Origin of the sequence: Streptomyces griseicoloratus, assembly GCF_014534645.1 — a bacterium.
Taxonomy (GTDB): domain Bacteria; phylum Actinomycetota; class Actinomycetes; order Streptomycetales; family Streptomycetaceae; genus Streptomyces; species Streptomyces griseicoloratus.
Genome location: NZ_JACVQF010000172.1, coordinates 42685 through 56536, shown reverse-complemented (window position 1 = coordinate 56536; position 13852 = coordinate 42685). Strand labels below are relative to the sequence as shown.

Genomic DNA, 13852 nt, shown 5'->3' with positions numbered 1-13852 from the left:
CCACCTCACCCGCCACCTCGCCCGGCGCACCGGCCGCGGCGACCCCAGCGGCTGCCGACGACGTATGCCCGGCGGCGTCCTCGGCGGGACCCGGCAAGGGGTCCCGGGCGGGCGGCGTCGTGGGGGCCTGGCCGGCCGCGGTTGCCGTGTCGTGACGGACGAAGTACGTGGGCCGGTTCTGCACCGCCGTGTAGATCCGGGCGACGTACTCGCCGAGCAGGCCGACGCAGATCAGCTGCACGGCCCCGATGAACACCACGCCGGTGAAGAGCGAGGTCCAGCCCGGCACCGTCCGCCCCAGCGCGAAGGCGCTCAGCGTGTAGACCAGCAGCCCCAGGCAGACGACGATGGCGCAGGCGCCGAGCCAGGTGGCCAGGCGCAGCGGAGCGGCCGAGAAGCCGGTGACGCTGTCCACCGCGAGGCGGATCATCCGGCCCAGCGGGTACTTGGTGCGGCCCGCGGTGCGCGGCGCGCGCTCATAGGTGACCTGCCCGCTCGGGAAGCCCAGCCAGGGCACCAGCAGCCGGTAGACGCGCTGCTGGTCCGGCAGCGCCTTCAGCGCCTCCACGGCGGCGCGGCTGAGCAGTCGGAAGTCGCCCGCCTGCGCGGGGACCGAGGGGCCCGCCAGACGGCGCATGAGGCGGTAGTAGACGCCCGCCGTCCAGCGCTTGAACCCGGTGTCGCTGCTCCGGTCGGTCCGCACGCCGTAGACGATGTCGAGCCCTTCGGTGCGGGCCAGCGCCAGCATCTCCGGGATCTTCTCCGGCGGGTCCTGGAGGTCGGCGTCCAGGCTCACCACGTAGGCGCCGACCGCGCGGTCCAGGCCCGCGGTGAGCGCCGCCTGGTGGCCGGAGTTGCGCCGCAGCGCCACGACGCGCAGTTCCGGCCAGCCCAGCCGGAAGGCGGCGAGCAGTTCCGCCGTACGGTCGCTGCTGCCGTCGTCCACCGCCACGACCTCGTGCGCGACCCCCAGTTCCGTGAGCACCGGCCGCACCCGCGCGACCAGCGCGGGCAGGGCCTCCTCCTCGTTGTACATGGGTATGACGACCGACAGCACGACCGGCTCGTGCGGCTCCTCGGGCATCCGCCCCTCCCTACCCGCTGGCACAGCTGTGCGACTCTTGTGCGATCTTATGGCAGCAATTGACGGTTGAGGGGGACTGAGGGGGATGACGGCCATGGGCGCGACTGCGGGCGACGACACGGTGACCGGCGTGTCGGACCAGACACGCGACGGGCGCTCCGGCACCCCAGGGAAACCCCCCGGAGGCCGGGTCCGGAAGTGGCCCGGCAAGCGCCCCGAGTGGACGACGCGGCGCCCGGCCCTGCCGCCCGCCGTACGCCCCTACCTCGCCCCGCTCGCCCTGTACGGCACGGCGAAGCTCGTCGGCCTCGTCGTCTTCGCCCGGCTGCTGGAGTACGCCGGGGACTACCACGAGAAGAACCCCCGCTTCGGCGGCGGCGCCCACTGGTGGGATGTCCTGGCCACCTGGGACGGCTGGTGGTACCTCCAGGTCGCCGAGCACGGCTACCACCCCACGCTGGTGCGGCTCGACTCGGAGGGCCTGTTCACGGTCCAGCAGAACTCGGTCGCCTTCTTCCCCCTGTATCCGGCCCTGATCCGGATGGTGTCGGAGACCACCGGCCTCGGCCTCTACGGCTCCGGCATCCTCGTGTCGGTCCTGTCGTCCTTCGTCGCCGCCGCCGGGATCTACGCCGTGGTGTCGCTGCTCGCCGGCGCCCGCGCGGGCACGATCGCGGCGGGCCTGTGGGCGGTGGCCCCCGGTGCCGGCGTCGAGTGGGCGGTGTACTCCGAGTCCGTGTTCGTCGCGCTCGCGGCCTGGACCTGCTACTGCGTCATGACCCGGCGCTGGGTGGCGGCCGGAGTGCTGGCCTTCGTCGCCGGCTTCAACCGGCCCACGTCCGCCGTGCTCATCGGCGCGGTGGGCCTCGCGGCGCTGGTGACGCTGGCCCGGCCGGCGAGCAGACGCGAGCACGGCGTGCGGGGCCCGGTGTACGCGATGATCGTCGCCCCGCTGGGCCTGCTCTCCTACGTCGCCTGGGTCGGATACGCCACCGGCGAGGCCACGGCGTACTTCACGCTCCAGCGCGAGGGCTGGGCGCACTTCTTCGACTACGGCGCCTACACCTTCGACGTCCTGCGGAACCTGGCGATCGGCCGCAACGACTACGTCTTCGCCTTCTCCACCCCGGACCTGCTCTCCCTGCAACTGGTCCTGGCCCTGCCCTTCCTGATCGCCCTGCTGCTGCGCAAGCGCCCCCCGCTGGTCCTCGTCGCCTACACCCTGGCGACGATCATCACGGTCCTCGGCACCCAGCAGATGTTCGGCAACACCATGCGCTACCTGCTGCCCGCCTTCCCCCTCCTGCTCGCCCCGGCGGCGGCCCTGAGCCGCCTGAAGACACCGAGCCTGGTGGTGTTCTTCTCGACGGCGGCACTCGCCTCCGGCTGGTACGCGCACTACGTCCTCTTCGAGCTGGGCGTTCCGTAGACCGGCCGGGGCCGGCCCGCCGCGGTCGTCGGGTCCCGGCCGCGCCAGGCCGGATTGGCCGGAACCTGCTCTTCGGGGCTCCCCCTGTTCAGTACCTTGGTCCGTCCGCTGTGACGATCGGGGGTTTCGCTGATGAGGACGGCGCCGTACGCACCGGACGACGGGGGCCTGGACGACCGGGTGCCGTTCCTGGCGCGGCTGGAGAACGAGGACCGTACGGCGCTGCTGTCCCTCGGCCGTGAGCTGGCGTTCGCCCCGCGCGTCATCCTGCTCCACCAGCGCGAGCCGTCCTCGCACGTCCTCTTCCTGGTGCAGGGCTGGACCAAGGTCACGGCCGCCGCGGCCAACGGCTACGAGGCCCTTCTCGCGCTGCGCGGCCCCGGTGACGTCGTCGGCGAGTCGGCCGCGCTGACCGGCCGGCCGCGATCGGCGACGGTCACCGCCCTGGAACCGGTGCGGGCGGTGGCCGTGGAGCACCAGCGCTTCAAGGACTTCCTGAACCGCTCCCCCTCGGCCTCCTTCGCCCTGCTGGGCCTCACCGCGGACCGGACCCGCGCGGCCGACCGGCGGCGGCTGGAGTTCGCGTCGATGAGTGTCCGGGAACGCTTCGCTGCGCTCCTGCTCGACCTGTCCCGCACCCACGGCCGCCCCACCGACGCCGGCATCGAACTCTCCGTCCCGCTGAGCAAGCAGGAGCTGGCCGGATCCGTCGGAGCCTCCCGGGAGATGGTCCAGCGGCTGCTGAAGGAACTCCGCGAGCGCGATGCCGTGCTCACCGGCCGGCGGGCCCTGGTGATCGTACGGACGGACGTGCTGCGCCGGATCGCCCGCCGCTGAGACCGTACGGCCCCCTGCGCCGCTCTGTGCACACGGTCACACTCCGAGTGGGTCATACGCCCTCACCCCCGTCGCCCCGGGAGCACCACCCTGCTGGCAGGCAAGGGCTCCCACCGAAAGGCGACCATGACCGACCCCGTGAGCCGGACGATCCTCCTGCTCGACATCGAGAAGTACAGCGACCGGGACGACGTCGAGCAGGCCTACCTCCGGCGGATGCTGTACGACATCGCCGACCGCACGCTGGACGGCGCCGGCATCGACGCGCGGCAGCGGCTGCGCGCCGACCGGGGCGACTCCGTCATGGAGCTCATCGACGCGAACGCCTCGGTCACGGCACTGTTGCGCGCCCTGCTCACCGAGGTCCCCGCCCAGCTCCGCGCGGTCAACCGCATGGCCTCCAGCTCGGCGCAGATCCGGCTGCGGGGCGTGGTCGCCACGGGGTACGTCGCCGTGGACGGCCACGACGGCTGGGTCGGCTCCGACCTGAACCACGCCTGCCGGCTCCTGGACGCGGCCCTGCTGCGCGCCGCCCTGCGCGAGCGGGCGGACGACTTCGCCCTGTGCGTCTCGGAGGGCGTGCACGCGGGCATCGTGCGGCACAACCACCCCGGCATCCCGACGGAGGACTTCCACCCGGTGACGGTGGACAGCAAGAACGGGCCGCTGCGGGCCTGGCTGCACGGGCCGGTTCCGGGCGGCCATGACGACCACGGTGAGCGGGGGGAGGTCCCGGTGCCGGGTGCCGACTCGGGGGAGCACCCGGCACCGGGACGGCAGACGCCCCCGGCCCCCGCGCGCGGGCAGGCCGCACCACCGTCCGGCGGGGTCGTCTTCCAGTTCAACGGGGGCTCCCCGAACATCGGCGGCAGCGTCGTCGCCGGCGACCAGCACGGCGTGTCCGGCGGCCATGTCACCGGGAACGTGCACCTGGGCGGGGCGGGCGGTGAGTCGGCGTGACGGGGATCCCGGCCCCGGCGCCCGCCGCCGACGGCACCCCGCCGCAGGACCCGCGACCGGACGACGAGGGCACCACCCCGCCCGACGACGAGCAGGAGCAGCCCCGGGAAGCTCGCGCCGCACAGCGCGAACTCGTCGCGCACACGCCCGGATTCATTTTCGACGAGGCCACCTCCATCGGCGGCAGCCTGGTCGGCGGCGCCCAGCACGGGGTCTCCGGCGGTGTCGCCCGTGATGTCTTCATGGGCCGCACGGAGATCCACAACTACGGCCCGGCGGCCTCGGCCGCGCACGCCTCCGGGCAGATCCCGGAAGCACAGTTGAAGGCGCTGGCGGCGGTCTTCGTCGACGGCCCCGTCTTCGCCGCCGCGCTGGAGCGCCTGCGGGAGGAACGCGTCCTCGTCCTCGCGGGCGCGCACGCCAGCGGCCGGCACGCCGCCGCGCTGATGCTCCTGCACCGCCTGGGCGTCCCCGCCGTGCACTCCCTCTCCGCGGAGACGAGCCCCGCCGAGCTGGGCTCCCGGCTCACCGCGCCCGGCGGCCACGTCCTGCGCGACCTGCCGCTCAGCCGCAACCGGCCCCTGCGGGACACCCACCTCTACGCGGCCCGCGACCAGTTGCGCAAGGTCGACGGCTACCTGGTGGTGTGACCGTCGAGAACTCGCCGTTCCTGCTCGGCACCCGCCCGGCCGCATGGGTGCCGCCGGACACGGCCGCCGTGCTGCGCGCCCATGTGGCCGTGCTGCGCGGCGCGGACGCCGAGGACCTCCTCGCGCTCCCTCCCGTACGGGACTTCCTGGCGCGCGGGGCGCACCGGCCCGCCGAGGCCGCCGAGTTCGCGAAGGTGCTGGCCGGGTACGACGGCGGCGAGGACGCGGCGGCGCGGCTCGCGGACTTCGGGCAGGCCGCGGTCGAGCAGCAGTGCCAGCAGTGGCTGAGCGACCCCGACGCCTCCCTGCGGGACAAGGCATTCCTCATCTCTCTCGCCGTCTTCGACCGGGCTCCGTACGTCCTGGCCGCCGAGCTGGCCGACAAGCTCTTCGTGCACTTCCAGCGCCTCCAGCACCCGGAGCAGCCGCCGGAGGTCCCGGTGTTCGGACTGGCGGCCGCGACCAGACTGGACCGGGCACGCGCCACGGGCGAGGTCCGCGCCGAGGAGACCGAATGGGGACCGGTCCCCCAGTTCACGGCGTACTTCCGCAAGGAAGGCACGGCACGGGTGCTGCTCACCGAGGTGTGGACCGGCCACCCGTCCGCCCGCCCCGCGCTGGTCGCCTGGCTGAGGGAGCTGGCCCGCGACGGGCGGCCCGTCGTACGGACCCGGGCGGCCGCGGCCACCGCGCTGCTCGCACGGGCCGATCTGCCCTCGGCGGTCGCCCTGCTCATCGACGGCTGGGCCGTCTCCAAGTCCTTCGGCCCCCGGGTCACCGCCGCCAACGCCCTCACCCTCGCCCAGCTCCTGGACGCGCCCGCCGTGCTGCGGCTGCTCACCCAGTGGTGCACGGACACCCACTGGGCCCGCCGCTGGACCGCGATCCGTGCCTTCGGGCTCCTCGCGCCCCTGCGGCCAGGTCTCGCGGCACCGGCGCTGAGCGCGCTCGCCGCCCGTGCCCGCGCCGGGAACAGCAGCCCGGCGGAGGCCGGCAACCTGGTCGAGTCCACCGCCCTGCTGTTGTCCGTGGGCGTCCGCCGCGGCGAGATGCTCGCCGAACTGGAACGGCTGCTCCACCACGACACGGCGCCGGTCCGCGCCCTCGCGCTCGGCGCCTTCGTCCGGGCCTGCGACAACGCGGAGGAGGGCGCGCTCGTCGAGTGGTACGCCGACACCGGGATGTACGAGGCCGGCTCGGCCCGCGACCTCGCCACGCTCTGGCGCACCGCCCTCGGGGACCGCGCCCACACCCGCCGCGCCCTGGACGCGCTGCAGACCTGGGTGCACGTCGCCGCGCGCCGGGCGGACGTGGCACAGGCCCTGGAACTGCTGCTGCCCGCCCTGGTCGTGACCGCGGACGACCACAAGCGGCTGCGCCACGAACTGCACACACTGCGCGCCCCGGACGGCGGCCCGCGACCGCCGGTCGCCGACCGGCTGCTGGGCCTGCTCGCCCACGCCGCCGACCCCCGTCCCACGGATCCATCGAGGAGTTGACCCATGGCGGACTTCCGCCGTCCGCCGGAGTGGCAGCAGGACGCCCACCGGCACAGCACGCTGATCGACCCGGTCCTCACCGTGCGCCCCATCTCGCGCTTCGACTACACGGGCCGCCGTTCGGTCTCCGCGATCGACCACGCACTGGTCTTCGTCACCGCCAAGGGCTCCTACGACGTCTTCGTCCCGCCGCACCGGCCGAGCCGCGCCGACGCCGCGTCCCGCCGCTACACCTCGGTGTACGAGGTCGACATGGGCAGCCACCCCGTACAGCTGGAACTGGCGCTGCCCAGTGACGACGACGCGTTCTCCTTCGGTGCCACGGCCGACCTGACCTGGCGGGTCTCGGACCCGGTCGCGTACGTGGCGAGCGGCGAGCGGGACGTGCCCACCCGGCTGACCCGTGAGCTGCACCAGCTCGCGCGGCCGGTCAGCCGCCGCTTCGCCGTCGAGGACAGCCCGGCCGCCGAGAGTGCCGTGCAGCAGGCAGTGGAGGCGGGCGGGTTCGCGGCCGGCATCGGACTCGCCGTCACCTGTGCGGTACGGCTGCGGTTGGACGACGAGGCGATCGCACACCGGCGGCGCATGCGCAGCCTGCGCTACGAGTCGGAGATGCTCGACCCCGAGCACGAGTTCCGGCTCCGGCAGGCGAGACAGCAGCACGAACTGGAGGCCCTGCGCCAGCGGCAGGCGCACGCCCTGACGGCCGAGAAGATCCACTTCTACCAGTACTGGCTCCAGCACGGCGGGGTCGCCGCCTGGGCCCTGCACCTCGCCCAGCACCCCGAGGACACCAGGCTGGCCGTGGGCGCTCTCCAGCAGGAGCAGCTGACGGCCATCAGGAGCGAGCTGGAGCTGATCGCCGGGGACACCCTGGAGGACTACCAGCGCGCGGAGGCTGCCCGCTCGACGCTGCATGCGGTCGACGAACTCATCCAGCAGCGGACGGCTCCCGCCGCGGACCAGGGAGCCCTTCCCCCGGGCGCCGGCCGGCCGTACGTCCCGCCGCAGACCCCCGACGCCCCGCCCGGCACCGCTCCCCCACCGGCGGCAACCCTCCACAGCCCCTCGGCCGACGACCGCCACGTGCCCGCGCCGCCCCCGGCGCCGCCGTATGCCGCCGGATCCCCGTACGGCGCACCGCAGCCTCCAGGGCCTCCGTACGGCGTACCGCCCGTGCCGCCGGCCACGCCCGTCCCGCACCCGCCCGCGCCGTCCCATGCGGCACCCGGACCGGCCCCGGCCGTGCCCCCGGCACCCGGCGCGGGTCCGCTTGCCGCGCCCGGCGTACCACCCGCCGCACCCACGCGGGACGACCCCGAGGGCAGGCCCGCGTGACCGCCCCGGGCCTCCTGCCACCCGCCACGCCGCCGCCCCCGCCCACGGGCACGGGCACGCCCACCGCGCCGGCCGCCGAGCGGCTGCTGGGCGAGATGCGCGGCGAGATCGCCCGCGCCGACAGCAAGGCGGCGGTCCTCGTCGCGGCACTGGGGATGACGGCGGGAGTGCTGAGCGGCCTGCTGGCCGGGCGGGACTGGACACCGCAGGCGCTGTCCAGCACCGGAACCGCCCTGTGGTGGGCCGGTACCGGCGCCTTGGCGCTGTCCCTGTTCGCGCTGCTCCTCGCCGTGCTGCCCCGCTTCCGCGGCGGTACCTGGGCCCCCGGCAGGCCGCTGTGCTACTTCGGCGACATCCAGCAGGCCGTGCGGGCGGGCCGGCTGGCCGACGCGCTCGCCGCCACCGACCACGACCCCGCCGCCGCGTTCTTGGCGGCCCTCACCGAGACCAGCCGTATCGCCGCCCGCAAGCACCAGTGGATCCGGACCGGCCTGATCGCCTTCTGCACCGGCACCGCCCTGCTGCCCACTGCGCTGCTCGCCGGCTGACGTCCCCGCCCGAAGGAGTCCTGCCATGACCCAGCCACCAGGCCCCGCCCAACCGGGACCTCCACACCCCCCGTACCCCGGGGCAGCCGCCCCGGTCCCCACCCCACCGGCACCGCCGCCCTACCCGTCGTATCCGTCGCCCCCGCACGGCCACCCGGTCCAGACGGCCCCGCCGTACCCCGGCCCGGCCGCTCCGCCCTACCCGGGCCAGACAGTCCCGCCGTACCCCGGCCAGGCGCCCCCGACCTACCCCGGCCCGACGGCAACGCCGTACCCAGGCCCGACAGCGCCGCCGTACCCGGGTCCGGCGGCACCCCCGCACCCGAGTTCGGCCGCCCCGCCCCACCCGGGCCAGACAGCCCCGCCGTACCCGGCCCCACAGCTCCCCAGCAGCCCCGCCCCGCAGTACCCGGGCGCCGGACTGCCCCACCAGGCGGCCCCCGGTCTGCCTCCGCAGCCCGCTCCGTTCATGCCGCAGCCCGTCCTCGCGCCGGACGACCTCGACTACCGCCACCTGGGCTCCCGCGTCCATGTGGCGGCTCACCAGCGGGGCGCCGACGCCACCGCCATCGGGCAGCTCGCGACGCAGGTCCCGGGCTTCCTCGTGAGCCTCGCCGTGGTCGCCGCCGTCTCCTTCGCGCTGTTCGGCACGATCGTGGGCTGGGTCGTCCTGCTGGCCTGGGTGGCATCCGGGGCCCTCGTCTTCCACCGGCCCACGGAACTGCTCTTCGCCCGGCGGGTCCTGAAACTGCGGGCGCCCCTGGCGGAGGAACGGGCCCGGCTGGAGCCCGTGTGGAGTGAGGTCACCGCCCGCGCCGGCATCGAGGGGGACACCTACGAGCTGATGATCGAGAACAGCACCGGCCTCAACGCGAGCGCGGTGGCCGGGCACGTCGTCGGCGTCACCACGTACGCGCTCAACCGGATCCCCAGCAGCAACCTCGCGGCCGTCCTCGCGCACGAGCTGGGCCACCACACCGGCGGTCACGCCTGGGCCGGTCTGCTCGGCTACTGGTACTCGCTGCCCGGCCGCATCGCCTGGGCTCTGACCCGCGGGATCACCCGGGTGGCGCTCGCCGTCTCCCGCGTCTTCTCGGTGGCCGCGACCGGGATGCTGTACCTGTTCCTGGCGGTTTTCGTCGCGGCCGGGTTCCTCGTCGCCTGGTACATCACCATTCCCCTGGTGGTCGCGCCCTACCTGCTCGCCTACGCGGGCCGCCAGGGCGAGCTGCGCGCCGACCAGGCCGCGGCGGCCCTCGGCTTCGCGCCCCAGCTCACCCAGGTCCTGCACCACTTCCAGGCCGAGGAGGACATGGCGAAGGCGTACGCCACGGCACAGGGCAAGCGCCTCAGGGAACCGGCCGGACTGGCGAAGCTGCTGTCCTCGCACCCCGACAACTACACCCGCATGCGCGCCCTGGAGCCGTATCTCCAGCCAGCCCGCTGACGGCCCTGCACACGCCGAAGGGCGGCCACCCCGCACGGGGTGACCGCCCTTCGGTCATGCTGCTCGCTTACTGGTTGTACGGACCGTAGTCGTAGTCCTCCAGCGGAACGGCCTGGCCGGAGCCGGTGCCGAACGGCGAGTAGTCGATGTCGTCGTAGCCGACGGCCGAGTACATCGCGGCCTTGGCCTCCTCGGTCGGCTCGACCCGGATGTTGCGGTAGCGGGACAGGCCCGTACCGGCCGGGATGAGCTTACCGATGATGACGTTCTCCTTGAGGCCGATCAGGGAGTCGGACTTGGCGTTGATCGCCGCGTCCGTCAGGACCCTGGTCGTCTCCTGGAAGGACGCCGCCGACAGCCACGACTCGGTCGCCAGCGAGGCCTTGGTGATACCCATCAGCTGCGGACGACCGGAGGCCGGGTGACCGCCCTCCTGGACCACACGACGGTTCTCCTGCTCGAACTTCGAGCGCTCGACCAGCTCACCGGGCAGCAGCTCGGCGTCGCCGGACTCGATGATCGTCACACGGCGGAGCATCTGCCGGATGATGATCTCGATGTGCTTGTCGTGGATCGACACACCCTGCGAGTTGTACACCTTCTGGACCTCGCCGACCAGGTGGACCTGGACGGCACGCTGACCCAGGATGCGCAGCACGTCGTGCGGGTTGGTGGCACCCACGGTGAGCTTCTGGCCCACCTCGACGTGGTCGCCCTCGCCGACCAGCAGACGGGCACGCTTCGAGATCGGGTAGGCCGTCTCGTCGCTGCCGTCGTCCGGCGTGATGACGATCTTCTTGGTCTTCTCGGTCTCCTCGATCCGCACGCGGCCGGAGGCCTCGGAGATCGGGGCGACACCCTTCGGGGTACGGGCCTCGAAGAGCTCGACGACACGGGGCAGACCCTGGGTGATGTCGTCACCGGCCACACCACCGGTGTGGAAGGTACGCATCGTCAGCTGGGTACCGGGCTCACCGATGGACTGGGCGGCGATGATGCCGACCGCCTCACCGATGTCGACCAGCTTGCCGGTGGCCAGCGAGCGGCCGTAGCACATGGCGCAGGTGCCGACGGCGGACTCGCAGGTCAGGATCGAGCGGGTCTTGACCTCCTCGACGCCGTGGCGCACCAGCTGGTCGATGAGCACGTCACCGAGGTCGACGTTGGCCGGCGCGATCACCTTGCCGTCGATGACGACGTCCTCGGCGAGCATGCGGGCGTACACGCTGGTCTCGACGTCGTCGGCCTTGCGCAGCGTGCCGTCGGCGTCGCGCGTGGCGATCCGCAGCTTCAGACCGCGCTCGGTGCCGCAGTCCTCCTCGCGAATGATGACGTCCTGGGAGACGTCGACCAGACGACGGGTGAGGTAACCCGAGTCGGCGGTACGCAGAGCGGTGTCCGCCAGACCCTTACGGGCACCGTGCGTGGAGATGAAGTACTCCAGCACGGACAGACCCTCACGGAACGAGGCCTTGATGGGCCGCGGGATCGTCTCGTTCTTCGCGTTCGACACCAGACCACGCATACCGGCAATCTGACGCATCTGCATCATGTTGCCTCGTGCACCCGAGTTCACCATCATGAAGATCGGGTTGGTCTTCGGGAAGTTGTCGTTCATCGCCTCGGCGACCTCGTTGGTCGCCTTGGTCCAGATCGCGATGAGCTCCTGCGTGCGCTCGTCCTTGGTGATCAGACCGCGCTCGTACTGCTTCTGGACCTTCTCGTCCTGCGCCTCGTAGCCGCGGACGATCTCCTTCTTCGCCTCGGGGACGACGACGTCGGAGATGGCGACGGTGACGCCGGAACGGGTGGCCCAGTAGAAGCCGGCCGCCTTCAGGTTGTCGAGCGTCGCCGCCACGATGACCTTCGGGTAGCGCTCGGCGAGGTCGTTGACGATCTCCGAGAGCTGCTTCTTGCCGACCTCGTAGTCGACGAACGGGTAGTCCTCGGGCAGCAGCTCGTTGAAGAGCGCACGGCCCAGCGTGGTCTTCAGCGTGAAGCTGTCACCCTGCTGCCACTCCGGCTCACCCTCCTCGCGGACCGGGGGCTCCCAGCCACGCGGCGGGATGGTGCCCACCGGGAAGCGGATGTCGACCTTCGACTGGAGCGACAGCTCGCCCGCGTCGAACGCCATGATCGCCTCCGCGACCGAGGCGAAGGCACGGCCCTCACCCTTGAGGTCGCGGCCCTCACCGTCGGTGGTGAGGAAGAACAGACCGAGGACCATGTCCTGGGTCGGCATCGTCACCGGACGGCCGTCGGCCGGCTTGAGGATGTTGTTCGAGGACAGCATCAGGATGCGGGCCTCGGCCTGCGCCTCCGCGGACAGCGGCAGGTGCACGGCCATCTGGTCACCGTCGAAGTCCGCGTTGAACGCGGTGCAGACGAGCGGGTGGATCTGGATGGCCTTGCCCTCGACCAGCTGCGGCTCGAAGGCCTGGATGCCGAGGCGGTGCAGGGTGGGCGCACGGTTCAGCAGAACCGGGTGCTCCGCGATGACCTCTTCCAGCACGTCGTACACGACCGTGCGGCCGCGCTCGACCATGCGCTTGGCGCTCTTGATGTTCTGCGCGTGGTTCAGGTCGACCAGGCGCTTCATCACGAACGGCTTGAAGAGCTCCAGCGCCATGGCCTTGGGCAGACCGCACTGGTGCAGCTTCAGCTGCGGGCCGACGACGATGACGGAACGCGCCGAGTAGTCGACTCGCTTACCGAGCAGGTTCTGACGGAAGCGGCCCTGCTTGCCCTTGAGCATGTCGGACAGCGACTTCAGCGGACGGTTGCCGGGGCCCGTGACCGGGCGGCCGCGGCGGCCGTTGTCGAAGAGCGCGTCGACGGCCTCCTGGAGCATGCGCTTCTCGTTGTTCACGATGATCTCGGGCGCGCCGAGGTCGAGAAGCCGCTTCAGGCGGTTGTTGCGGTTGATGACACGGCGGTACAGGTCGTTCAGGTCGGAGGTCGCGAAGCGGCCACCGTCCAGCTGCACCATCGGACGCAGGTCCGGCGGGATGACCGGCACGCAGTCCAGGACCATGCCCCTGGGGCTGTTGGAGGTCTGCAGGAACGCGGAGACGACCTTCAGCCGCTTCAGGGCGCGGGTCTTCTTCTGGCCCTTGCCCGTGCGGATGATCTCGCGGAGCTTCTCCGCCTCCTCCTCCAGGTCGAAGGACTCCAGGCGCTTCTGCAGCGCGGCGGCGCCCATCGAGCCGTCGAAGTAGGTGCCGAAGCGGTCGCGCAGCTCGCGGTAGAGCAGCTCGTCGCCCTCCAGGTCCTGGACCTTGAGGTTCTTGAACCGGTTCCACACCTCGTCGAGGCGGTCGATCTCGCGCTGCGCACGGTCGCGCAGCTGCTTCATCTCACGCTCGGCGCCCTCGCGCACCTTGCGGCGCACGTCGGCCTTGGCGCCCTCGGCCTCCAGCTCGGCCAGGTCGGTCTCGAGCTTCTTGGCGCGGGCCTCCAGGTCGGCGTCGCGGCGCTGCTCGATCTGCTGGCGCTCGACGGAGACGTGGGCCTCCAGCGAGGGCAGGTCGCGGGTGCGGCGCTCCTCGTCGACGTACGTGATCATGTACGCCGCGAAGTAGATGACCTTCTCCAGGTCCTTCGGAGCGAGGTCGAGCAGGTAGCCGAGGCGCGACGGGACGCCCTTGAAGTACCAGATGTGCGTGACGGGCGCGGCCAGCTCGATGTGGCCCATCCGCTCACGGCGCACCTTGGCGCGCGTGACCTCGACGCCACAGCGCTCGCAGATGATGCCCTTGAAGCGGACGCGCTTGTACTTGCCGCAGTAGCACTCCCAGTCCCGGGTCGGACCGAAGATCTTCTCGCAGAAGAGTCCGTCCTTCTCGGGCTTGAGGGTGCGGTAGTTGATGGTCTCGGGCTTCTTGACCTCGCCGTGGCTCCACTGACGGATGTCGTCAGCGGTGGCCAGGCCGATCCGGAGCTCGTCGAAGAAGTTGACGTCGAGCACTATGCGTCAATCCCTCTCAGGGTCGTAAGTCTTTGGGTCTGAAACGGGGGTCCTGGGGCCGGCGGACCTTGGTGATTCAAGGTCCGCCGGACT

10 protein-coding genes are annotated in these 13852 nt (G+C 72.3%); 8 read left to right on the top strand and 2 right to left on the bottom strand.

Going from position 1 to position 13852, the window contains the following annotated elements:
• On the bottom strand, positions 1-1084 hold a 1084-nt coding region (locus H0H10_RS08255), incomplete at its 3' end, for a glycosyltransferase family 2 protein (protein WP_223179546.1).
• An 85-nt stretch (positions 1085-1169) separates the two neighbouring features.
• Here H0H10_RS08255 and H0H10_RS08250 point away from each other — a divergent pair.
• The 8 genes from H0H10_RS08250 to H0H10_RS08215 all read left to right on the top strand — a co-directional run bounded on the left by H0H10_RS08250 (position 1170) and on the right by H0H10_RS08215 (position 9792).
• Positions 1170-2513 carry a putative hexosyltransferase gene (locus tag H0H10_RS08250; protein ID WP_188180201.1) on the top strand — a complete coding sequence of 448 codons (1344 nt, stop codon included), beginning with the start codon at positions 1170-1172 and terminating at the stop codon, positions 2511-2513.
• A 132-nt stretch (positions 2514-2645) separates the two neighbouring features.
• The gene (locus H0H10_RS08245; RefSeq protein WP_188180200.1) at positions 2646-3350 is read left to right on the top strand and encodes a Crp/Fnr family transcriptional regulator; all 705 of its coding nucleotides are present in this window, start codon (positions 2646-2648) and stop codon (positions 3348-3350) included.
• A gap of 126 nt (positions 3351-3476) precedes the next feature.
• Entirely contained in the window at positions 3477-4310 is an 834-nt protein-coding gene (locus tag H0H10_RS08240; protein WP_188180199.1) for a hypothetical protein, read from the top strand.
• Complete coding sequence (locus H0H10_RS08235) at positions 4307-4960, top strand: hypothetical protein (protein ID WP_188180198.1); 654 nt, start codon at positions 4307-4309, stop codon at positions 4958-4960. Before H0H10_RS08240 ends, H0H10_RS08235 begins: the two co-directional genes overlap by 4 nt.
• Entirely contained in the window at positions 4957-6459 is a 1503-nt protein-coding gene (locus H0H10_RS08230; protein WP_188180197.1) for a hypothetical protein, read from the top strand. The genes H0H10_RS08235 and H0H10_RS08230 overlap by 4 nt, the downstream gene beginning before the upstream one ends.
• Before the next feature lie 3 nt (positions 6460-6462).
• Entirely contained in the window at positions 6463-7797 is a 1335-nt protein-coding gene (locus tag H0H10_RS08225) for a PE-PGRS family protein (RefSeq protein ID WP_188180196.1), read from the top strand.
• On the top strand, positions 7794-8345 hold the full coding sequence (locus H0H10_RS08220) for a Pycsar system effector family protein (RefSeq protein WP_373566822.1): 552 nt from the start codon (positions 7794-7796) through the stop codon (positions 8343-8345). Before H0H10_RS08225 ends, H0H10_RS08220 begins: the two co-directional genes overlap by 4 nt.
• A 469-nt stretch (positions 8346-8814) precedes the next feature.
• On the top strand, positions 8815-9792 hold the full coding sequence (locus H0H10_RS08215; protein ID WP_223179545.1) for a M48 family metalloprotease: 978 nt from the start codon (positions 8815-8817) through the stop codon (positions 9790-9792).
• A gap of 67 nt (positions 9793-9859) precedes the next feature.
• Here H0H10_RS08215 and H0H10_RS08210 read toward each other — a convergent pair whose 3' ends face one another.
• Positions 9860-13759 carry a DNA-directed RNA polymerase subunit beta' gene (locus H0H10_RS08210; RefSeq protein ID WP_188180194.1) on the bottom strand — a complete coding sequence of 1300 codons (3900 nt, stop codon included), beginning with the start codon at positions 13757-13759 and terminating at the stop codon, positions 9860-9862.
• Positions 13760-13852 lie beyond the last annotated feature (93 nt).

Bases quoted from the DNA above. Each gene is read 5' to 3' on its own strand.
- H0H10_RS08250 (WP_188180201.1), top strand. From the start codon at position 1,170: ATGACGGCCATGGGCGCGACTGCGGGCGACGACACGGTGACCGGCGTG.
- H0H10_RS08245 (WP_188180200.1), top strand. From the start codon at position 2,646: ATGAGGACGGCGCCGTACGCACCGGACGACGGGGGCCTGGACGACCGG.
- H0H10_RS08240 (WP_188180199.1), top strand. From the start codon at position 3,477: ATGACCGACCCCGTGAGCCGGACGATCCTCCTGCTCGACATCGAGAAG.
- H0H10_RS08225 (WP_188180196.1), top strand. From the start codon at position 6,463: ATGGCGGACTTCCGCCGTCCGCCGGAGTGGCAGCAGGACGCCCACCGG.
- H0H10_RS08215 (WP_223179545.1), top strand. From the start codon at position 8,815: ATGCCGCAGCCCGTCCTCGCGCCGGACGACCTCGACTACCGCCACCTG.